This window comes from Peribacillus sp. NPDC058002 (assembly GCF_042886655.1).
GTDB classification, from domain to species: Bacteria; Bacillota; Bacilli; order Bacillales; family DSM-1321; genus Peribacillus; species Peribacillus aracenensis.
The window spans coordinates 23,185-44,432 of record NZ_JBHVQU010000021.1; the positions used below are offsets into that span (position 1 = coordinate 23,185).

Consider the following 21,248-nt stretch of genomic DNA (forward strand, 5'->3'; position numbering starts at 1 on the left):
AACTAACATGCCATCAAACAAAATGCTTGGAACCGTCCTGATAGGAGCAGCCGCATTTTTAATGCGCAATAAGAAAACCCGTGAAAAAACCATGAGTCAAATAAAGTCCCTAGCCACACCGGAAACCATCGATAAGGTTAAGGGCCAATTCCAATCAATAACCAAAACAAAATCAAGTAATCCTTCCGTACGTTAAGGTGAAATAACCCATTAAAAGTTTTAATGGGACAAGACTGTAAATTAGAGAAAAACTAGTTTACAGTCATTTTCTTCTTGAAAAAGTTCCAGTTGATCCGCTCCCGTTCCGCCGACTGTCTGCCAAGCCTCCTTGGCTAGTCAGGGGTTCGCACATAGAGGGTTCATTCGTATAAATCATGGTTCGGGGTGAGAGCATTTCGAACTTCTTTTGTCATCAAACTGTCCCCGCTAAAAGGGGGCTTTTTTAATTGCTTAATATCCAGCAGTAAAAGGAAAAGCACCCGTTACTTTAGAAGACCTTGGAAAGGTCTTCTAAAGTACAAGTGCTTTCATGAATGGTCAATGATCATTCAGCTTCATCTTCACCGTCATCTTCTTTGTTGAACCAAAGCGGATCCTCATTATCGACTTCACCATTATAATTAATCAGGATTTCTTCTCCTGCTTTTATGTCGGTGTAAGCAAAGAAATCAAACGTATGATTCTTGAAGTTTATGTCATACGTAGCGTTGGGTGTATAAGAATGATTAAACAGCATGCCATAACCCAAAAGCATGGCAGTATGGTTAATTCCATATTCAAACGCATAATCAGCCAGCAATGTTTTCTCTATGAAAACATGCTCCTCGTTCGGATAAGCAATGACAGGTGCCTCATGCAAAAGCTCACCCTTTTTAATGTCTCGTGTTGCGAATACGCCTCTATTGAACTCACCATCACTGAGTGTGGAAGTTTTAACTTCAATCATGTTCGTCACCTTCTTGTTCTATTCAATATAGTCCAGATCATCTAAGCTTGACAGTTAATAAGAAGAAAAGCAACTATTTTACGGAATTAATCAATTTTAACAAACGGCACGATTGTTTTTTATGCGGCTCTACCGGTACCGTGGGACGGAATTCTTCACATGAGGAAAAAAAAAGGTAGCGAACGGCTGAAGTAATCCGGATAGCCCCGAATATCCATTCCAATAAAAAAACACCTCCGCTAGAAGACAAGCTAGGGAGGTGTCGTTCATATAGGTAAATCCCTTAATTCACACCGACAGCTGTAAAGGCATTTTTGACAGCTGTGACTTCTGCACTGCTAGAACCGTATAAATCAGAGGCCGCTTGTACGACTGCCGCTTTGGCTTGTGAAAATGTCGACGAGGAAGTTAAATAAACCGTGTTTGCCCGGTAAAAGATGGTCCCCAGTTTATCGATGCCAATCCCGGATACGCTCACGCCATGGTGAGTTCCGCCTGCAGAGATCAAATAGGCCGCCTTATTGATGATTCCGCTGTTCGTATGGACTCCGCCATTATCACCGGTTCCCGTATAGCGGTTCGAATAATGGTCAGGGTCACCATTCAATGTAGGATTAGCCATTGAACGAAGTGCATCACCTGAAATGTTAGGTGTGTAAATATCTTCGCCGATCAAATAATCGGCTTTGTCACTTTGATTCTTGAATTCGACGACCGTGCCAAAAATATCAGAAATCGCTTCATTCAAAGCACCGGATTCATTCTGATAGGTAAGATTCGATTCCGAGGAAGTCACGGCATGCGTCAGTTCATGTGCAACGACATCCAGACCGCCCGACAGTGGGATGAACGTCGTGCCATCTCCATCACCGTAAACCATTTGGGTGCCATCCCAGAATGCATTATTATATCTTGAGCCATAATGAACGGTCGATTTCAGGCTGGTTCCATTTCCATCATAAGAGTTCCGTCCAAACGTGGATTTATAATAATCATAGGTTTTACCTGCATAATTATGGGCATCAACCGCAGCTTTATCGGTAGAAGTAGTGAAAGCATTTGTCGTGTTGGAAAAGAGTGTACCAGGCAATGTTGAACGGTTATTGGCATTATAAGTATAGATGCCTTTCCCGCGTGTATTGTCCTGTAAATAGTATTGGCCGTTGGATAAGGTAGTGTTCAATGACACGGTATTGTTTAAGACGCCGGTGCCCGTTCCGACGGAATTGGTCCCCGTCACTTCATCTAGTGTATTAAATTTATTCAGGATTTTACCTGTTTTGACTGATATGAAATAATTATGATTTCCTGGTTCGGGACTTAAGAACTTCAAATTGACTTTATATACATAATCGGCCTTGCCTTCATTTGCGTATACATATAGGTCGGATTCAGGTGATTGTTCGTAGGCAGGAGTGAACCCAAGATCCGCTTCAGCTATTTTGATAGCTTCGGATTTACTGATGCCTTTTTTAGCCTTTTTCCCTAATTTCGTGTTTAGATTGGCTTCAACCGTACCGGACACGACCGTCAGTACACCTTTAGTGTCAATCAATACTGCTTGTGTCGAATTCCATACAGGGACGCCTTTATAGGTTTGTTGCAATTTAAGGACGGTATTGCCTAGTTCATCCTTGCTTTCTTTCTGGATCGTGAAGGAGTCTTTCGCCTTTTGTTTTTCTAGCTTGTAAGACTTTTTGTTTTCATCAAAAAAGGTAAGAATGATATCTTCTGCAGTTTGCTTTGATGGGTCCGTAAGTTTCCCAGACTTGAATTCTAGCGAATCCTTATGCTTATTGTACTTTTCAACACTTAACACATTTTTTGCCGCTAAAGCTTCTTGATGGGGAATAGCAGAAAATAATAGACCGAGAGATAGTGCAGTTCCTAAAAATACCTTACCCTTCATAACACTCAACTCCTTCATGAGAATAACCTCATTTTTACATCGTTTCATATTATTCACAAACGGAGAAAACTTCCAAAAAATATGACATTTAAAGGAATAAAATGGAGAAAAATGGTTTTTGGGAGAAATATTCTCTGAATATATTCTTATAGTAATATTTGGAATGTATGTAAATTGAACCAAATGAATAAAAGTGCAAAAAAACATGGCATAATGTGCAAAAAAATGTGGCGTAAAGTGCAAAATATTTTGTCTATTAAGGGCGTTTTTTTTGTTTATTTGTTGAATATTGCGTTTTATAAATTTGGCATGAAAATTGCATATATTCAGAAAAGGAATTCGAATTGTAAATTAGATCTATTTGAAAGTCTATGAAATAGGAAAATTTATTAAATGGATTTCCCATATATGAAAGCGCTTATATAGAAAGGGATGAAAATTATGATACCAAAACAAGAACATGACATCGTTCAACATCCTCCGCAGCAAGAAGGACAAGAACTAAAACGCGGTTTAAAATCCCGCCATTTAACGATGATTTCCATTGGCGGGGCTATTGGCACCGGGCTGTTTCTTAGCAGCGGGGCAGCCATCCATACAGCTGGGCCAGGCGGCGCATTACTTGCATATGCCTTAGTTGGGGCAATGGTTTACTTTGTGATGACGAGCTTAGGGGAACTGGCAGCCTTTATGCCGACAAGCGGCTCATTCAGTACTTATGGAACGAAATTCGTCGATCCGGCATTTGGTTTTGCCTTGGGATGGACGTATTGGTTCAATTGGTCGATGACGATAGCGGCAGAGTTGGCAGCCTCGACAATGATCATGAAATTCTGGTTTCCGAATAGTCCATCATTGTTATGGAGTTCATCATTCTTGGTGCTCATTTTCCTTTTGAATTATTTATCCGTTAAAGGATATGGTGAAGGGGAATATTGGTTTTCCTTCATAAAGGTTACAGCCATCGTTATATTTATAATCGTCGGGCTGCTAATGATCGTCGGCATTATGGGCGGCGAAGCAGTAGGTTTTAAAAACTTCACCGTCGATGACGCTCCTTTCCCGGGTGGGTTCATGGGTGTCTTCATCGTGTTCATAGCGGCTGGCTTTTCTTTTCAAGGTACCGAAATTGTTGGTGTGGCTGCCGGGGAAAGTGAAGATCCTGCACGGAATATACCGAAGGCCATTAAGAGTGTCTTCTGGAGAATCTTGCTTTTTTACGTATTTGCAATATTTGTTATAGGGCTGCTTATCCCTTATACGAACTCAAGTTTACAAGGTGATAACGTCATGGTAAGCCCATTCACGCTCATTTTTGAAAAGGCTGGAGTGGCCTTTGCCGCTTCGCTTATGAATGCCGTCATTTTAACCGCGGTATTATCTGCAGGTAACTCAAGCCTATATGCATCAACGCGTATGTTATACTCAATGGCAAAAGATGGACAAGCACCGCGCATTTTTGCAAAACTTAATAAACGCGGAGTACCGGTTGCAGGCATGGTTTTGACATGTTCCATCGGCATGCTGGCCTTTTTAGCCTCCATATTCGGGGATGGTAAAGTGTATATTTGGTTAATGAATGCCATTGGAATTACAGGATTTATCTTTTGGCTCGGCATTTCCATCAGCCATTACCGTTTCCGGAAAGCATTCATCGCTCAAGGCCATTCATTGGAGAAGCTGCCATATAAGGCATTATGGTTTCCGATTGGACCGATCTTTGCCATTTTAATTGGCATGATTGTCATCCTGTCCCAAAATATCCAAGCATTTTTCTCAGATCACATCGATTGGGGCAGTGTTATAGCTGCATACCTGGGAATCCCGCTTTTCCTTGGTCTATGGTTTGGCTATAAACTGGTAAGAAAAACTAAATTCGTTAAAATTGATGAAGTAGAATTTGATTTTGACAAAAAATATGAATGAACAAGCTTAAAGTAAAATCAGCCGGACAATGTAATTTTAAATTGTCCGGCTTTTACTTGTGTTCATTAACAAAATCCAGGAAGCTGATTCCTGGATTTTTATTTTTATTAAATGGAAATTTATACAAAAATGACAGGCGGTGTTATATGATAATCGTAAACTCTGCATAATTGCATGTACTGAACGACGGGGAAAGCTTTTACTATTTCCAATGGAAAGGGAAGGTGCACGGCTGATGACATTATTGACTCATTTAAAAGTATTGGATTTTTCAACGTTACTGCCAGGCCCATTTGCCACTTTGATGCTAGCGGATTTAGGAGCGGATGTTTTGAAGGTAGAGAGGCCGGGAGCAACGGATTCATGGGGTGTGAACCAATATCTTAACCGATCGAAAAAGTCGATCACACTTGATTTGAAACAATCTGAGTCCATTGAATCCGTAAAAAATCTAGTGAAGGAATACGATATCGTCATTGAACAGTTCCGTCCAGGTGTCATGGAACGCCTAGGGCTAGGATATGAGGCATTAAAATGGATCAATCCGAAGCTGATTTACTGTTCCATCACGGGCTTCGGCCAGACCGGTCCCTATAAAGACCGACCGGGACATGATATCAATTATATTTCGATTGCAGGCTTATCAGGCTATTCCGGTACAAAAAAGGACGGCCCGGCAAAAAACGGAACCCAAATAGCAGATCTTGCCGGAGGATCCCTGCATGCTGTTATCGGTATATTATCTGCAGTCATTCACCGGGAAAGAACGGGATTCGGCCAAGCCATCGACATCAGCATGACCGACTGCAGTTTTGCGTTGAATGCCATCTCCGCACCCCTGAATTTACAAGGGGGCCTCGAGCTTGAACCAGAAAAACTGATGTTGAACGGAGGATCCTTTTATGACTTTTACGAAACGAAGGATGGACGCTATTTTTCGGTAGGAAGCCTAGAGCCCCCTTTTCGAAAAGCATTATGTGAAGCGATCAGTGCACCCGAATTGTATGAACTGAGCACCAAAAGTGATGAAGAAAGCGGAATCAGGTTTAAAACGGCCGTCCGACTGGCTTTCCTTGAACGGGATTTTCATGAATGGCAGGAAATATTCGCTGATTTCGAAGCCTGCGCAGAACCAGTTCTAACCTTCACTGAAGCGGCCGAACACCCCCAATTGAAGGAGAGGGGAATGATCGTCAAGGTACCGGACGGAAAAGGAAATGTCCAGAAGCAAATCGCTTGCCCGATCAAAACATCGGTTTTCACCCCTGAATATAAACATGCAGGCTTGAGGCCAGGACAAAACAACGCAGAAATTCTTCACACCCCCAATCGATAAAAGAAGATGTTAAGGCTATCAATTTTCCGAGTTTTTTCGGAAGGAGGTAGCCTGTTTCTTTGAATTAAGCTGGAGTCAGGCCAAAAACCTGGAAACAACCCGGATTAAGCAGAAGGAGAACAATAGCACTTGTGGTAAGCGATATATCGCTACTGTGAAAATTTACTAGTTATAACGAATGTGGGCAGGGTATCAGAGTAGCATCAAGTAGGAAATTGCTCAGGTAAGGAGGGTTGCATAAACATGTTTGGTCTCTCTGATATCATCAAATTTCTATTTTCCTTTTTTTTGATCATGCCGATCGTTACGCTGATACATTTGAGCGGGCATATTTTTTTTGTCACGATCTTTGGGGGATCAGAAAAGAAAATCTTGATCGGTTGTGGCAATAAGCTTTTCGCCTTTCGGAACATAGAGGTGAGGAAATATTATTTTTGGAATGGGACTTGCGAGTTCAAGGGATTGAAACATGATAATCGATTGACGAATACGCTGATCTATTTAGGAGGGGCTATCTTTAATTTAGTCAGCATGCTGATCATCTATAGCTTAGTGTATCAGGATATCCTGGACAGCTCGGTGGTCTGGTATCAATTCATCTATTTTTCTTTCTATGTTATGTTCTTCTCGTTGTTTCCGATGTATTTCTCGGACGGGTCGCCTAGTGATGGGAAGGCCGCGGAATTGGCCTTGAGGAACAAGCTGGAAGATAGGGTGACGGATGATATATTTGTGAAGAAAATGGATGATGATAGCTGCAAGTAAAAAAGGGACGTGCTGGTGGCCGTTCTTTTTTTTGTTCTCGGATTTTTGGAAGAATGTCTTTTACGCTTTTTATTATAAACCTAATCGGCACGCTTATATTGATGCCGATTAGATTGTTCGAATGGATTAAAGTCTCCGCTAAAAAATCATTCCCATACTTCTTTTGCTACATCAACGACGAATTTCAGCTTTTCCCATTGCTGTTCTTCGGTCAGCTTGTTGCCGTGATGGGTGGAGGCGAAGCCGCATTGCGGGCTTAAGCATAATTGTTCGAGAGGAACGAAGTGCGAGGCCTCTTTAATGCGTGCCTTAACAGCTTCCTTGTCTTCAATTTCCCCATTTTTTGAAGTGACGACACCCAGTACGACCTGTGCACCGCCATTTGGAATGTATTCCAATGGTTTGAAATCCCCTGAGCGTTGATCATCATATTCCAAGAAAAATCCATCCACCTTTTCTTTAGCCAATAAAGTTGGGGCGATACGGGCATAGCTTCCTTCAAATGCCCAAGTCGACTGGTAGTTCCCACGGCATAGGTGTGTTGTGACGACAAGGTCTTCTGGTTTGCCTTCCAATGCGCCATTAATTACGCGAAGTGCAAGATCGATTAACTGTTCCCTCGTATATTTTCCATCTTTGAACTGAAAATCCGGAGCTGAAAGTCTGGCAATATATACATCATCCAATTGAAGATAACGCACACCAGCTTCATAAAAGGCCTTCAAAGCATGCTGATATGCTTTGATGATATCATTTGCATAGTCTTCAATATCAGGGTAGATGTCTTCATTATGAATGCCTACAGCAAATAATTGATTCGGACTGGGAATGGTTTGCTTGGCAACGGCGCGTCCGTTCACGATTTTGTTCAATTCAATGAAGTCACGAATGAAAGGATGTTCAGGATTGAATGAAACCTTCCCGGTATTGCGAACGTTATATCTCTCTGTTTCCACACCATCGAACGTGAGCCCTTTTTCAGTCACATATCCCTCGATTCCATTTAAATGTTCGAGGAAGTCAAAGTGCCACCATGTACGTCTGAACTCACCGTCCGTCACGGCTTCCAATCCAACTTCAATTTGTTTTTCGACAATCCGATTGATTTCTTCGGTTTCAACTTCACGAAGCCGCTCTGCTGAAATGGTACCTTCCTTAAATTGCTTTCTGGCAACATGTAAACGTTCTGGTCTTAATAAACTTCCGACGTGATCGGCCTTGAATGGTGCTTTCGTTAATGTGATGGACATGTTGCATTCCTTCTTTCCTTTTAAAAATAAGGCTGTTTTCGCATACTTTGTTGCCATTTACCAAGTAATGTGGTGTGGTTGATTTCCCCTCCAGATGCCCGCCTTCCGCGGGTCTCACCTGTCCCGCTGCTCCCGCAGGAGTCTCGCACTTCCGCTCCAATCAACCTTAAATCGTTTCATTTTAAAAACAACAATCTTTACGAAAAGAGCCAAAAATAAAAAACCTCTTCTTAAAAATAAGAAGAGGTGTTGGCAACCAAGCTATACACTCTTCTTATCTTCAAGTTTTTACACTTCTGGAATTAGCACAGTACATGATCAGTCTGTTGCTGAGGCATCAAAGGGCCAGTCCCTCCACCTCTCTGGATAAGAGTTGTCTATTAAATTAATTATGACTATACAGGTAGTTTTTATAAAGGTCAAGGGTTGAAGGTGGAAGATTTTGAATATACAGATTATTGATATGTGTTACTACATCAGGGAACCCGGCATATGCTATAACCGAAGATTCATATGAGCGGCAGGAGGGGAATGCAAGGATGAGTACATTCAGTCCATTCAAAAATGGCATAACGATAACTTTAACTGAAGCCATGATAGAGAAAATCATAAGAAGGAAATCAGATGGTCAGGATATTAAAGTCGAGATTACGCCAAAACATATCGTGCTTTCCGGAACGACGGAAGTGAAAAAAATGATGTTTAAGAAAAACGTAGCTTTCCGGATTACATTAAAACCGGTTTCTGTGGAAAAAAGAACGATTTTATTTGAATTAGTGGAAATGGAACCAATTGACAGGAAATTCATAAACCAAAGGATATTTAACAGACCGCCATTTTTTGAATTTGAAAAAAGAACGATCAAAATGAATGTTAATGCCTGGAACATCGTGAGAAAAATTCCCGTTGGCACAATTAAATCGTATGAACTCGTCGAAGGTGCATTGAAAATGAAACTTACTTTATGATCGAGTTTACATACATCCTTAGCCGAAAACTATAAAGGGAGTGCCAGGTATGATAGTGTTATGGTGATATGGGTCATAAAAAATGTGTTTGATAAATCAAGCTCTTTAAAATATACTAAATGACTTGAAGTTTTGAGTTTTTCTGGGAATGAGGAGGATAATGATGGATCAGAAGATTTTGCCTGCTTCAGCAAGCATGAAGGATTTCGAAAGATTTTTAGAGAGTTCCTATGAAATAGGTGTGTTTCTTGATTTGCATATATCACAATTGAAAAACGTAAGTATGATGGCCAAGCAACATAATAAGAAAATGATATACCATGTCGATTTGATCCATGGCATAAGAAGTGATGAGTACGCGACAGAATTCATTTGTCAGGAATATAATCCATATGGGCTGATTTCGACTAAATCAAACGTTATATTGAAGGCGAAGCAAAAGGGGGTCATTGCCATCCAGCGAATCTTTTTAATAGATTCACATGCGCTTGAGAAAAGTTATAAGCTGGTGCAGAAAACCAAGCCGGATTATATCGAAGTATTGCCGGGCGCCATGCCATGGATGATAAAAGAAGTGAAGGAACGATTGCAGACACCGATTTTTGCAGGTGGCCTCATTCGTACTTCGGATGAAGTCCTGAATGCCCTCGATGCTGGAGCATCGTCAATCACCACTTCCAAAACTGAATTATGGGATATCGTTTAATAGGGGAAATTGAAAAAAAATACAGAAAAATAGATAAATTCCTCACAAATTATTGACAGCGTTTTCATAAACAAGTATATTTTACAGTACAAGTTAATAGATGTGACGGAGACTAGGAGATTCACAACAGATCTATTCATAATTTATATTATGAGGATAGTTCTGCTGTGAATCTCCTTTATTTGTTGGTAAGGTTTAAAAAATTATCAGGGGAGGGGTTTTATTCATGACTCCATTTTGGGGAGAAGTGTTAGGTACGATGATATTAGTTTTATTCGGAGCAGGCATTGGGGCTGGTTCATCCTTAAAGGGATCCTATGCAAAAGATGCCGGCTGGATCGTTATCACGATTGCGTGGGGATTGGCTGTTACCATGGGTGTTTTTGCAGTGGGCTCCATAAGCGGGGCGCATTTAAACCCGGCAGTCACAGTGGGGTTTGCCATTATTGGGGAATTTCCTTGGAGTGATGTGCCTGGTTACATCGTTGCCCAAATGATTGGCGCAATCCTTGGAGCAACTTTAGTATTCCTGCACTATTTGCCACACTGGAAAGCTACGGATGATCCAGGAGCGAAGCTTGGTGTGTTCGCGACCTCACCTGCAATCCCGCACACATTTTCAAATCTATTAAGTGAGATGATTGGAACTTTCATCCTTATTCTTGGTTTATTATTTATAGGTGCCAATCATTTTACGGAGGGTCTAAACCCATTCGCTGTCGGGTTATTGATTGTCGTGATCGGGATGTCACTTGGCGGAACGACAGGATACGCGATTAACCCGGCCCGCGATCTGGGGCCGCGCATCGCTCACTTTTTGCTGCCGATACCGGGGAAGGGCAATTCGAATTGGGGCTATTCATGGATTCCGGTCGTTGGACCGATTATTGGGGGTTCACTTGGTGCCGTTTGTTATAAAGCGTTCTTTATGGGAGAAATAACAGCAGGATTTTGGTCTGTTTTGGGTGCAAGCCTGGTACTATTGATATTAGCCTATGCATTTGGTAAAAAACAGTCACATGAAATGGAAAGCAGAAATATTGCCAGTTAATTAAAAGGAGGGGCATACACAATGGAAAAATACATTTTATCATTAGATCAAGGAACAACGAGTTCGCGGGCGATTTTATTTAACGAAAAGGGGGAAATCGTCCATTCCTCCCAAAAGGAATTCACGCAGCATTTCCCTAAACCAGGCTGGGTCGAGCATAACGCTAATGAGATTTGGGGATCGATCCTGGCAGTCATTGCCGGAGTACTATCTGAATCCGGTGTAAAGCCAGAGCAAATTGCCGGGATCGGGATCACCAATCAGCGTGAAACGGCAGTCGTTTGGGATAAGGAAACAGGTACCCCTGTCTATAATGCGATTGTATGGCAGTCCAGGCAAACAAGTGAAATCTGTGATGATTTGAAGGAAAAGGGACTTAATGATCTATTCCGGGATAAAACGGGATTGTTGATAGATGCTTATTTTTCCGGAACGAAAGTGAAATGGATCCTCGATAATGTCGAAGGGGCCCGGCAAAAGGCGGATGAAGGCAAGCTGTTATTCGGTACCATCGATACTTGGCTGATCTGGAAGCTATCAGGAGGAAAGGCTCATGTAACGGACTATTCCAATGCATCCCGGACATTGATGTACAATATCCATGAACTGAAATGGGATGAAGAACTGCTCGAGATATTGACTGTACCAAAATCGATGCTGCCGGAAGTAAGGCCTTCCTCTGAAGAATATGCACGTACGATCGAATATCATTTCTTCGGCCAATCGATTCCGATCGCCGGGGCAGCCGGTGATCAGCAGGCAGCATTATTCGGCCAAGCCTGCTTTAATGAAGGAATGGCTAAAAATACGTATGGAACAGGCTGTTTCATGCTCATGAATACAGGAGCCAAGGCTGTCAGTTCCGAACACGGACTATTGACGACACTTGCCTGGGGACTGAATGGAAAGGTCGAATATGCATTGGAAGGCAGCATATTCGTAGCGGGCTCCGCAATCCAATGGCTGCGCGATGGCCTGCGGATGCTTCATGATGCCAAGGACAGCGAAGCCTATGCAAAACGGGTGGAAAGTACGGATGGAGTATATGTGGTACCGGCTTTTGTAGGACTTGGAACCCCATATTGGGACAGCGAAGTGCGGGGAGCCGTTTTTGGTTTGACGCGCGGCACATCCAAAGAACATTTCATTCGTGCCACACTTGAATCATTGGCATATCAAACGAAGGATGTCCTTGATGCAATGGAGGCGGATTCAGGAATCGAGCTCCAGACATTAAGAGTGGATGGCGGGGCAGTCAAGAATGACTTCCTGATGCAATTCCAAAGCGACTTATTACGGGTGCCCGTCGAGAGGCCGACCATAAACGAAACTACAGCATTAGGTGCTGCATACTTAGCTGGCCTTGCTGTCGGGTATTGGAAGGATCAAGAAGAAATCTCCCGGCAATGGGCAGTAGACAAAACCTTTAAACACTCCATGGAAGAGCAAGATAGTGAAAAATTATATGAAGGCTGGAAAAAAGCTGTACATGCCGCCATGGCATTTAAATAAAAAACGAGGTGTATTCTTTCTCAAACGAGCTGGAGTATGCTATAATGAAATCAAGTTAATAACTCGGCCGGAGAACAGGAGAGACCATGAATGCGTTATCGTTAATTCGATAATGTCATTTATGGTCTCTTTTTTGTTTTCAATGGCAGATTAGGGATATTAATATCTATATAAACTATGCGAACAAATGAACCAATTGAATAGAATGACCGAACTCACGAGTAAATAGCGTGAACTCACGAGTTAAAGTGCAGAATTCACGAGTAAAAGTGCAGAATTCACGAGTAAACCGTGTGAATTCACGAGTAAAAGTGCAGAATTCACGAGTAAACCGTGTGAATTCACGAGTAAAAGTGCAGAATTCACGAGTAAACCGAGCAAATTCACGAGTAAAGCGCGAATTCACGAGTAAACCGTGTGAATTCACGAGTAAACTGCACGAATTCACGAGTAAAACGCACGAATTCACGAGTAAACGCAGAATTCACGTAAAAATAGAATGCAATACTTAAAGGAGGAGTCAGGCATGAGGTTTTCAAATATATATCGGGAAGAAACGATCGAACTTCTGAAAAAAGAGAAATATGATGTGGTTGTCATTGGCGGGGGAATTACCGGTGCAGGGATCGCCCTGGATGCAACGACCCGTGGAATGAAAGTGGCTTTGGTTGAAATGCAGGACTTTGCAGCAGGTACTTCAAGCCGTTCGACAAAACTTGTTCATGGCGGATTGCGGTATTTAAAGCAATTTGAAATAAAAATGGTTGCCGAGGTTGGTAAAGAGCGGGAAATCGTTTATGAAAATGGACCGCATGTTACCACACCGGAATGGATGCTGTTACCAATGCACAAAGGTGGCACCTTCGGGAAATTCAGTACTTCCATTGGCCTTCGGGTATATGATTTCCTTGCGGGGGTTAAAAAAGCTGAACGCAGGAAAATGCTTTCGGCGGAGGAAACGCTAAAGCGGGAGCCGCTCGTTAAGAAAGAGGGGCTGAAGGGCGGAGGCTATTATGTTGAATACCGGACAGATGATGCACGTCTGACGATCGAAGTGATGAAGGCGGCTGTCGATAAAGGTGCAACACCGATAAATTATACAAAAGTGGAAAAATTGTTATATGACAATGGCAAGGTGAACGGCGTCCAAGTTGCCGATTCACTATCAGGTGATTCTTATGAAATATACGCAGACAAAGTTATTAATGCAGCAGGTCCATGGGTCGATTCCATTCGTGAAAAGGACCAATCGAAAAAAGGGAAAACGCTGAAGTTATCCAAGGGTGTTCATGTGGTCATCGATCAATCGAAATTCCCGTTGAAGCAGGCGCTTTATTTTGATACGCCTGATGGCAGGATGATTTTTGCCATCCCGAGAGCCGGTAAGGCTTATGTAGGGACTACGGACACTTTTTATGATGGTGATCCTGCAGTGCCGACCGTTACGTCCGAAGACCGTGCCTATTTATTAAAGTCGATACATTATATGTTTCCAGAAGTGAACATTACGGGTGACGATATTGAATCAAGCTGGGCTGGAGTGAGGCCGTTGATTCTTGAAGAAGGGAAAGATCCTTCTGAAATATCAAGGAAGGATGAAATTTGGGAGTCCGATTCGGGCCTTATCACGATTGCTGGAGGGAAATTGACCGGTTATCGCAAAATGGCCAAAACGACGGTCGACCTTTTGGCAGGGAAGCTTGCCCAGCAATCCAATAAAACTTACCCAGCCAGCAGCACTAAAGGAATGCCGGTTTCGGGAGGGGATGTCGGGGGATCAAGAAACTTTCCCGATTATATCAAGCAACATATTCAAATGGGAATTGACTCGGGACTCGCAGTTAAGGATACCGAAGAGATATTGGCCATGTACGGGTCCAACGCACCCGTGATATTCGATATCGCGAAAGGCGAAGGAGACGGAGGAGCAAGCAGTGGCCTTCCAAAGAAATTGTTCGTACAGCTGAAATACGCACTAGATCATGAAATGGCCGCAACCCCAGTGGATTTCTTCTTCCGTAGGACGGGGACGCTATTATTCGATATTGATTTAGTCCAAAAGCATAAACATGCAGTGATCGATTATATGGCTGGATATTTTGGATGGACGGAATCAACAAAAATGGAGAGAACCAATCAATTGGAACAGGAAATATCGGGTGCGATTAGAGTATCTTGACCAATATGCAATAACAAGACGCCGGCGGCATCGCTGGCGTTTTTTCATTTCTAGAAGGTAAATCTAGCCTGTTGTGTCAGATTTTATTACGGCTTTAAATGGAGTATTATGGAGTACGCCAGTCATTTATATTTTATTGGGAGTAGGTTTATTATTTTCGATTTTAACCCGTTTTCTGCAAGTGAGGCACATTAAGGAAATGATCGTTTTGATGTTCCAAGGCAAAAGTTCGGAAGCGGGGATTTCCTCATTCCAAGCTTTATCCATAGCACTTTCAGGACGGGTCGGTACAGGTAACATTGCAGGAGTGGCCACGGCTATCGCCTTTGGCGGTCCCGGTGCCGTATTCTGGATGTGGGCCATCGCCTTCATAGGAGCGGCCAGTGCATTTGTGGAATCCACTTTAGCTCAAATTTATAAAGTCAAACAAGATGGACAATATCGGGGTGGCCCCGCTTATTATATTGAAAAAGGGATAGGGTGGAAGTGGTTTGCTGTACTCTTTGCATTTGCAGCACTTGTTGCCATGGCTATCCTTATGCCAGGTGTTCAATCCAATTCGATTGCTGCCGGAGTGGAAAATGCATTCGGCATCAACCCGGTGATCACTGGATTGGCGATCGTCCTTTTACTGGGCTTCATTATATTTGGCGGTGTAAAACGGATAGCTAATGCTGCAACCTTGATCGTGCCTTTCATGGCTCTAGGTTATATATTGCTATCTGTTGTCATCGTCCTATTGAATATAGCTGAATTACCAGGAATCATCTCTTTGATATTCAGAAGTGCCTTCGGGTTGGATTCTGCATTTGGGGGAATCATTGGCATGGCGATTGCCTGGGGAGTGAAACGCGGCGTTTATTCGAATGAGGCAGGCCAAGGGACAGGCGCTCATCCTGCGGCTGCGGCTGAAGTATCACACCCGGCAAAGCAGGGTCTTGTCCAAGCATTCTCGGTTTATATCGACACATTGTTCGTTTGTTCCGCTACGGCCTTCATGATTTTATTTACAGGCATGTATAATACACAAGCGGAAAATGGTTCATATATCGTCAATAATTTGGGCGATGTAACACCTGGTCCAGGGTATACACAAGCGGCAATCGATAGTGTAATACCGGGTTTTGGTGCTGGCTTTGTTGCAATAGCCCTTTTCTTCTTCGCCTTTACGACGATCATGGCCTACTATTATATTGCCGAAACCAATATCGCCTATTTAATACGCAACCGGAATGGTAAATGGGCCATGTTCGCCTTGAAGATCATCATTCTGGCGGCCAGTTTTTACGGATCCGTGCGTACGGCAGAGCTAGCTTGGGCATTAGGGGACGCTGGCTTGGGCATAATGGTGTGGCTCAATGTCATTGCCATTTTGATTCTGGCTAAACCGGCGCTTATAGCGTTAAAGGATTACGAAAAGCAAAAGAAGGCAGGGGTCGATCCAGTTTTCAATCCGAAAGCTTTAGGCATAAAAAATGCCGATTTTTGGGAGCATGAATACACCGGCGACAAGGAAAACGTTTCTTGAAGGAAAATGCGCTTAAATGAAAAACCAGCTCAAGGTATTTGAGAGCTGGTTTTTAGTTTTGCGATAACCAGGGGGGATGATATGTTAGCTAAACTAGCTCAAGAAATTGTGGACATAACCAGTGAAGTAATCGGCCATGATGTACTTATTACGGATAAAGACGGAATGGTGCTTGGTTCAAGCGATAAGTCGAGAATCGGCACATTGCATCAAGCTTCTCTTGGAGCCATTTTTCGTCGTAAGGAAATGACTCACAATGAAGCACCATCCCTATTGAAATATCAGGGGAGTATGTTGGGACATTAGGCATCACGGGATACTTGTCGAATTAAGTGTTCAAACGGGGAATTCTATATATACGAAGAAGGGATGAATTCGGGTGATGGAGCAGTTTGATCAAGAGAGAGAGGAAAACGGCAGACCTAGCCGCGTTTCTTCTCTCCTTGGCTTATTGAATCTCCCAAACCCAAAAACCGGGGACCTCTTTAAGATCTCTGCTTTATAAGCTGTAAATCGATGTATAGTTGCATTCTTGAATGAAAGTCATCAAAATCGATTGAGGTGAGATCGGTTATTTGATTCAATCTATATTTCAATGTGTTGGTATGGATGTATAGCTGTTCAGCTGTCGGTTTGATCCGGCAATTGTTAAACAGATATATTTCCAGTGTTTGAAGGAGTTTGGTTTGGCTTTCCTGGTCCTTCTTTTGAAGAATCTCTAGATCCGTATTGATATAATTCGTTTTAGTATGATGGTTGGAGATCATTTCGAGGTAACGGAAAATCCCAAGCTTGCTATATTGGAAGGGAAGCTGTTCAGGTTCACCGATGAACTTGGCTGCGTTGATCACTTCCAGGGCTTCGAGATAGGATTTTCTTAATTGAAGAATGGAAGAGTACTCATTTCCGATACCCGGAAATACCTTTTTGTCATTGAATTGGGAAAGAACGGTGTTCGTTAAATCATTGGCGCTATCGGTAAGCAGGTCTTTCCCTTTTCCATTGCTTCCAATCAAGACGATGATCTTCAATTGGTTTGTGAATACATGTGTAAAATGATTCAATGCATTGGCGAATAGGCTGACTGTATCCGATAATTCATCGAAATGTTCCGCATCGGATTGAGCGATGGTAAAGACATTGACAAGGAAAGTTTCCGGAATGAGAAGACTCATATTGGCGGCTTCCCATTTTATTTGATTTTCCGTTTGATAGACTTCGTCAATGACCTTTTGATAAAACTCATTTTTTTCTTCATCTTTTTTTATGTTTATCTGTTTTTTCTGATAAAGGAGCTTGCCGATATGATGGGAAACTTCATGTAAAAATTCCAAATCGGAATCAGTCATCATTTCCGTTTCTTGGACCCAAATGAATCCGAGGACCTGTCCTTTGTGAACGGCGCTCACAACGACTCTTTGATTTAATCCGATTTCCTCGATTTGTTTCACCCTGAATGGATGCTCCACGGTTTTAAGCTGTTCGACAATGCCCTCATCCATGAATTTCTCCAGAATTGGAATCGGCCAATGCTTTGTGAAGATGGTTTGCCGATTGGCTTGGTCGAAGTGTTCGATATAATATGAACTATATGCCAGCAATAAAAATTGTTCATTTTCGATGACGACTGGTTTTTTTAAATAAGTGCTGACCATATCCGTTATATCGTTGATGTTTGTGAGAGTCAGGATTTTTTCTAATGACATATATGGCCCCCTGTAGTTTTTTGAAGTGTAGGACAACTTAGTATAATAATACTTTTAAAGTTATGATGTGTATAGGGGCAAGAACAAAGAAGGAACGGTATATGAAAAAATACCGTTCCTTTTAGGGGATTTATTATTGTTTTAATGTTCTTTCGAATTCTTCGAAATCCGTTTCTACTTCTTTTGATGGCTTCTTTGTAAGAAGACTGACCACAATGATAGCAATCAAGCTTGCGCCAAAACCAGGAATCATTTCATAAAGCGTATCTGATAATCCTGACATGGACCAGATAATGACAGTAGCAGCACCAACGACCATCCCTGCTAATGCCCCCCACTTTGTCATGCGTTTCCAGCAAAGGCTTAGTATGACCAATGGACCGAATGAAGAACCAAATCCAGCCCACGCGTACCCGACAAGTCCAAGAATCGTGTCATTTTTCTCCCAAGAGAGAATAAGCGCGATGATTGAAATGATCAGTACAGAAAGCCTGCCTAGGAAGACAAGTTCTTTATCCGATGCGGAACGACGGAAGAAGGTTTTGTATATATCTTCGGTTAAAGAGCTGGCAGTAACCAAGAGCTGCGAAGAAATCGTGCTCATGACGGCTGCCAGTATGGCTGAAATCAAGAAACCAGTAATGAATGGGTGGAATAGTATTTCCCCTAACTCAATGAAAATCGTTTCAGGGTCAGCTAATTTGAGACCGTTTTGGGAATAATACGTGATTCCGATGAATCCAGTCAGCATCGCACCGATAGTGGAGAAAATCATCCAGCTCATCCCGATAGTACGGGCTTTCTTTATTTCCTTAACAGAACTGATCGCCATAAAGCGGACAATGATATGAGGCTGTCCGAAGTAACCCAGTCCCCATGCAAATAATGAGATGATGCCTAAAAAGCTCGTCCCTGTGAAAATATTCAATAGGGCTGGATCAATGGAACGTGGTGTTTCTATGGAAGGACCGAAACCGCCAACATGGAAAAGTGTGACGATCGGTACAAGAACCAGGGCCACGACCATGATCAGTCCTTGAACAAAGTCTGTCCAGCTTACTGCCAGGAATCCGCCGAATAAAGTATAGGCAACGGTGACGCCTGTCAAGATCCATAGACCTGTATGGTAATCAAGGCCAAATGTACTTTGGAATAAGACTCCGCCGGACACCATTCCGGAAGAAACGTAAAAGGTAAAGAATACCAGGATAACCAATGCTGAAATGAACCTTAAGATCCGCGAGCCCTCACCAAAACGATTTTCCAGGAAAGCGGGGATCGTAATGGAGTTATTGGCTACTTCCGTATAGGTTCTCAATCTTGGTGCAACATACAGCCAGTTCGCATAGGCACCAAGCGTCAGGCCGATTACGATCCAGATGGAACTGAGTCCCGTTGCGAACATGGCGCCGGGCATCCCCATTAAAAGCCAGCCGCTCATATCGGCAGCGCCTGCGCTTAATGCAGTGACAGCAGGTCCAAGACCCCGGTCGCCAAGCATGTAATCATTTAGATTGGAGGTCTTTTTGTAGGCGAAATATCCGATTAGCAGCATGCCCGCCATATAAATGCTGATCGAAATTATTAATGAGTAATCTATCATTTGAAGACTCCCTTCAGGTTGAAATAAGTAATTTTTTGTTTTAAAAGAGGAAGCAACCTATTTGTCACTTCCTCCATTTAACCTCATTTTGGTTTCCGTATCCTTAATGGGAGATACATAACCATAGTGTGTTTCAAAGCATTTTCAAATTGCTTAATCGAATCTTATCAAAATGTTTCGGATGTTGTTTTGGCTTGCATATGAAGCTGCAAGTAGTCCGGTCCGCCTGCCTTGGAATCGGTTCCTGACATGTTGAACCCGCCGAATGGCTGGTAACCTACGATTGCACCAGTGCAGCCGCGGTTGAAATACAAGTTTCCTACATGGAATTCTTCGCGCGCTTTTTCCATGTTAAGGCGATTTGTCGTAATGACAGCCCCGGTCAAACCATATTCAGTGTTATTGGCAATCTCAAGAGCTTCGTTAAAGTCCTTCGCTTTTGTGAAGGCAACGACTGGTCCGAAGATTTCTTCTTGCATCAAGCGGGCTTGCGGATCGACATCAGCAACGATTGTCGGCTGAACGAAGTAGCCTTTAGAGCTATCTCCTTCTCCTCCTGTCAGAATGCGTCCTTCTTGGTTCCCGATTTCAATATAGCTCATGATTTTGTCAAAAGCAGCTTGATCGATAACTGGTCCCATGAAATGATTTTCTACAGGATTTCCAACTGTTAGCTGTTTTGTTAATTCAACAGCGCGATCTAATACTTGATCGTATACGTCTTCTACGATGACAGCACGGGAGCATGCAGAACATTTTTGTCCCGAGAAGCCAAATGCAGATTTCACGATCGATTGAGCGGCCAATTCAAGATCTGCCTCTTTGTCGACGACGATCGTATCTTTTCCGCCCATTTCAGCAATGACACGCTTCAGCCAAATTTGTCCTTCATTCACTTCAGAAGCACGTTTGTAAATGCGCAGACCTACATCACGTGAACCTGTGAAGGAAATGAAACGTGTTTTAGGATGATCAACCAGGTAGTCGCCCACCTCGGCTCCGCTTCCCGGAACGAAATTCAATACACCTGCTGGAAGACCGGCTTCAAGCATCACTTCAACGAATTTCGCAGCAACGATAGGAGTAGTAGAAGCTGGTTTCAATAGAATTGTGTTACCAGTAACGATAGCGGCAACAGCTGTACCTGCCATGATCGCAAATGGGAAGTTCCAAGGAGAAATGATGATGCCTACCCCTAATGGAATGTAATCATAGCGGTTGAATTCGCCCGGACGGCTTTGAACTGGCACACCATCTTTAAGCGTCAGCATTTGGCGTGCATAGAATTCAAGGAAATCGATCGCTTCCGCTGTATCCGCATCAGCCTCATTCCAAGGTTTTCCCGCTTCTTTCGTCAATAACGCAGAGAACTCATGCTTGCGTCTGCGAATGATGGCAGCTGCTTTGAACAAAACGTCAGCACGGATTTCCGGCTTCACTTTTTTCCAGCTTTCAAAAGCGGTAACCGCTTCCTGCATGGCTTTTTCAGCAAGATCCCTATTCGCTTTCGATACTCGGCCGATGACCTCTTGCTTATCTGCAGGGTTATATGAAACGATTTTCTCATCGGTCGTCACTTTCTCTGCCCCGATATAAAGAGGGTAGTCTTGCCCTAAGTAGCCTTCAACAGTTTGAAGTGCTTCCTGATATGCTTTTTTGTTTTCCTCGTTTGTAAAATCGACAAATGGTTCGTGTTTATATGAAATCATTGATAATCACACCTTTTAATAGATTTTTTGTAGCCATTAATAATGTTGAATGTATATTTAGCTTCTGACCATCCCTTTGAAGGCAAAGGCAATATTGGATGGCCGTTCTGCAAGCCTTCTCATGAAGTATCCATACCAATCCAGACCATATGGT

General features: G+C 42.8%; 17 protein-coding genes, 1 pseudogene and 1 riboswitch. Of the genes and pseudogenes, 11 read left to right on the forward strand and 7 right to left on the reverse strand.

The features are described from left to right. Positions 1–7 precede the first annotated feature (7 nt). Complete coding sequence (locus tag ACFVSH_RS06710; protein ID WP_260285626.1) at positions 8–196, forward strand: hypothetical protein; 189 nt, start codon at positions 8–10, stop codon at positions 194–196. Positions 197–544: 348 nt separating this feature from the next. Here ACFVSH_RS06710 and ACFVSH_RS06715 read toward each other — a convergent pair whose 3' ends face one another. Next, a complete protein-coding gene (locus ACFVSH_RS06715) occupies positions 545–946 on the reverse strand; it encodes an SET domain-containing protein (RefSeq protein WP_192206858.1) in 402 nt (133 codons plus the stop codon). Between the two features lie 283 nt (positions 947–1,229). After that, the gene (locus tag ACFVSH_RS06720; protein ID WP_387705326.1) at positions 1,230–2,855 is read right to left on the reverse strand and encodes a M4 family metallopeptidase; all 1,626 of its coding nucleotides are present in this window, start codon (positions 2,853–2,855) and stop codon (positions 1,230–1,232) included. Between the two features lie 441 nt (positions 2,856–3,296). On the opposite strand from ACFVSH_RS06720, the gene ACFVSH_RS06725 reads away from it, so the two are divergent. The 3 genes from ACFVSH_RS06725 to ACFVSH_RS06735 all read left to right on the forward strand — a co-directional run bounded on the left by ACFVSH_RS06725 (position 3,297) and on the right by ACFVSH_RS06735 (position 6,882). Continuing rightward, positions 3,297–4,781 carry an amino acid permease gene (locus ACFVSH_RS06725; protein WP_387603799.1) on the forward strand — a complete coding sequence of 495 codons (1,485 nt, stop codon included), beginning with the start codon at positions 3,297–3,299 and terminating at the stop codon, positions 4,779–4,781. Between the two features lie 235 nt (positions 4,782–5,016). Beyond that, positions 5,017–6,117, forward strand: coding sequence for a CaiB/BaiF CoA transferase family protein (locus ACFVSH_RS06730; protein ID WP_387705327.1), 1,101 nt, complete (start codon positions 5,017–5,019; stop codon positions 6,115–6,117). Positions 6,118–6,360: 243 nt separating this feature from the next. Next, on the forward strand, positions 6,361–6,882 hold the full coding sequence (locus ACFVSH_RS06735; protein WP_387705329.1) for a hypothetical protein: 522 nt from the start codon (positions 6,361–6,363) through the stop codon (positions 6,880–6,882). Positions 6,883–7,028: 146 nt separating this feature from the next. On the opposite strand, the gene ACFVSH_RS06740 is transcribed toward ACFVSH_RS06735, so the two are convergent. Further along, positions 7,029–8,132: a 5-methyltetrahydropteroyltriglutamate--homocysteine S-methyltransferase gene (locus tag ACFVSH_RS06740; RefSeq protein ID WP_387705331.1), complete on the reverse strand. Its 1,104-nt coding sequence runs from the start codon at positions 8,130–8,132 to the stop codon at positions 7,029–7,031. A gap of 271 nt (positions 8,133–8,403) precedes the next feature. Next, positions 8,404–8,505, reverse strand: a riboswitch (SAM riboswitch). A gap of 166 nt (positions 8,506–8,671) precedes the next feature. Here ACFVSH_RS06740 and ACFVSH_RS06745 point away from each other — a divergent pair. The 7 genes from ACFVSH_RS06745 (at position 8,672) to ACFVSH_RS06775 (ending at position 16,382) form a co-directional block, all read left to right on the forward strand. After that, complete coding sequence (locus tag ACFVSH_RS06745) at positions 8,672–9,100, forward strand: hypothetical protein (protein ID WP_387705333.1); 429 nt, start codon at positions 8,672–8,674, stop codon at positions 9,098–9,100. Positions 9,101–9,263: 163 nt separating this feature from the next. Then, complete coding sequence (locus ACFVSH_RS06750; protein ID WP_061465361.1) at positions 9,264–9,806, forward strand: glycerol-3-phosphate responsive antiterminator; 543 nt, start codon at positions 9,264–9,266, stop codon at positions 9,804–9,806. Positions 9,807–10,032: 226 nt separating this feature from the next. Then, positions 10,033–10,857, forward strand: a complete 825-nt coding sequence (locus tag ACFVSH_RS06755; RefSeq protein ID WP_192206850.1) for an MIP/aquaporin family protein — start codon at positions 10,033–10,035, stop codon at positions 10,855–10,857. Between the two features lie 21 nt (positions 10,858–10,878). Continuing rightward, entirely contained in the window at positions 10,879–12,369 is a 1,491-nt protein-coding gene (gene glpK / locus ACFVSH_RS06760; protein ID WP_387603786.1) for a glycerol kinase GlpK, read from the forward strand. 526 nt (positions 12,370–12,895) lie between these two features. Then, a complete protein-coding gene (locus ACFVSH_RS06765) occupies positions 12,896–14,548 on the forward strand; it encodes a glycerol-3-phosphate dehydrogenase/oxidase (protein WP_387705334.1) in 1,653 nt (550 codons plus the stop codon). A gap of 73 nt (positions 14,549–14,621) precedes the next feature. Beyond that, a complete protein-coding gene (locus tag ACFVSH_RS06770) occupies positions 14,622–16,076 on the forward strand; it encodes an alanine/glycine:cation symporter family protein (protein WP_387705336.1) in 1,455 nt (484 codons plus the stop codon). Between the two features lie 81 nt (positions 16,077–16,157). Next, positions 16,158–16,382: a sugar diacid recognition domain-containing protein gene (locus ACFVSH_RS06775; RefSeq protein WP_387603779.1), complete on the forward strand. Its 225-nt coding sequence runs from the start codon at positions 16,158–16,160 to the stop codon at positions 16,380–16,382. A 179-nt stretch (positions 16,383–16,561) separates the two neighbouring features. Here the strand turns inward: ACFVSH_RS06775 and ACFVSH_RS06780 are convergent, their stop codons facing one another. From ACFVSH_RS06780 to ACFVSH_RS06795, 4 genes and pseudogenes are all read right to left on the reverse strand, one after another. After that, positions 16,562–17,782 (reverse strand): PucR family transcriptional regulator, encoded by a 1,221-nt coding sequence (locus tag ACFVSH_RS06780; protein ID WP_387705338.1) that lies wholly within the window; start codon positions 17,780–17,782, stop codon positions 16,562–16,564. Between the two features lie 133 nt (positions 17,783–17,915). Beyond that, the gene (gene putP / locus ACFVSH_RS06785; RefSeq protein ID WP_387603774.1) at positions 17,916–19,385 is read right to left on the reverse strand and encodes a sodium/proline symporter PutP; all 1,470 of its coding nucleotides are present in this window, start codon (positions 19,383–19,385) and stop codon (positions 17,916–17,918) included. A gap of 167 nt (positions 19,386–19,552) precedes the next feature. After that, on the reverse strand, positions 19,553–21,094 hold the full coding sequence (gene pruA, locus ACFVSH_RS06790; RefSeq protein WP_098372313.1) for an L-glutamate gamma-semialdehyde dehydrogenase: 1,542 nt from the start codon (positions 21,092–21,094) through the stop codon (positions 19,553–19,555). Positions 21,095–21,151: 57 nt separating this feature from the next. After that, positions 21,152–21,248, reverse strand: a pseudogene (locus ACFVSH_RS06795) (proline dehydrogenase); the annotation flags it as partial.

What these genes read in the sequence shown, in the direction of transcription:
- ACFVSH_RS06710 (WP_260285626.1), top strand. Translation starts at nt 8, where the DNA reads ATGCCATCAAACAAAATGCTTGGAACCGTCCTGATAGGAGCAGCCGCA.
- ACFVSH_RS06715 (WP_192206858.1), bottom strand. Translation starts at nt 946, where the DNA reads ATGATTGAAGTTAAAACTTCCACACTCAGTGATGGTGAGTTCAATAGA.
- ACFVSH_RS06720 (WP_387705326.1), bottom strand. Translation starts at nt 2,855, where the DNA reads ATGAAGGGTAAGGTATTTTTAGGAACTGCACTATCTCTCGGTCTATTA.
- ACFVSH_RS06725 (WP_387603799.1), top strand. Translation starts at nt 3,297, where the DNA reads ATGATACCAAAACAAGAACATGACATCGTTCAACATCCTCCGCAGCAA.
- ACFVSH_RS06730 (WP_387705327.1), top strand. Translation starts at nt 5,017, where the DNA reads ATGACATTATTGACTCATTTAAAAGTATTGGATTTTTCAACGTTACTG.
- ACFVSH_RS06735 (WP_387705329.1), top strand. Translation starts at nt 6,361, where the DNA reads ATGTTTGGTCTCTCTGATATCATCAAATTTCTATTTTCCTTTTTTTTG.
- ACFVSH_RS06740 (WP_387705331.1), bottom strand. Translation starts at nt 8,132, where the DNA reads ATGTCCATCACATTAACGAAAGCACCATTCAAGGCCGATCACGTCGGA.
- ACFVSH_RS06745 (WP_387705333.1), top strand. Translation starts at nt 8,672, where the DNA reads ATGAGTACATTCAGTCCATTCAAAAATGGCATAACGATAACTTTAACT.
- ACFVSH_RS06750 (WP_061465361.1), top strand. Translation starts at nt 9,264, where the DNA reads ATGGATCAGAAGATTTTGCCTGCTTCAGCAAGCATGAAGGATTTCGAA.
- ACFVSH_RS06755 (WP_192206850.1), top strand. Translation starts at nt 10,033, where the DNA reads ATGACTCCATTTTGGGGAGAAGTGTTAGGTACGATGATATTAGTTTTA.
- glpK (WP_387603786.1), top strand. Translation starts at nt 10,879, where the DNA reads ATGGAAAAATACATTTTATCATTAGATCAAGGAACAACGAGTTCGCGG.
- ACFVSH_RS06765 (WP_387705334.1), top strand. Translation starts at nt 12,896, where the DNA reads ATGAGGTTTTCAAATATATATCGGGAAGAAACGATCGAACTTCTGAAA.
- ACFVSH_RS06775 (WP_387603779.1), top strand. Translation starts at nt 16,158, where the DNA reads ATGTTAGCTAAACTAGCTCAAGAAATTGTGGACATAACCAGTGAAGTA.
- ACFVSH_RS06780 (WP_387705338.1), bottom strand. Translation starts at nt 17,782, where the DNA reads ATGTCATTAGAAAAAATCCTGACTCTCACAAACATCAACGATATAACG.
- putP (WP_387603774.1), bottom strand. Translation starts at nt 19,385, where the DNA reads ATGATAGATTACTCATTAATAATTTCGATCAGCATTTATATGGCGGGC.
- pruA (WP_098372313.1), bottom strand. Translation starts at nt 21,094, where the DNA reads ATGATTTCATATAAACACGAACCATTTGTCGATTTTACAAACGAGGAA.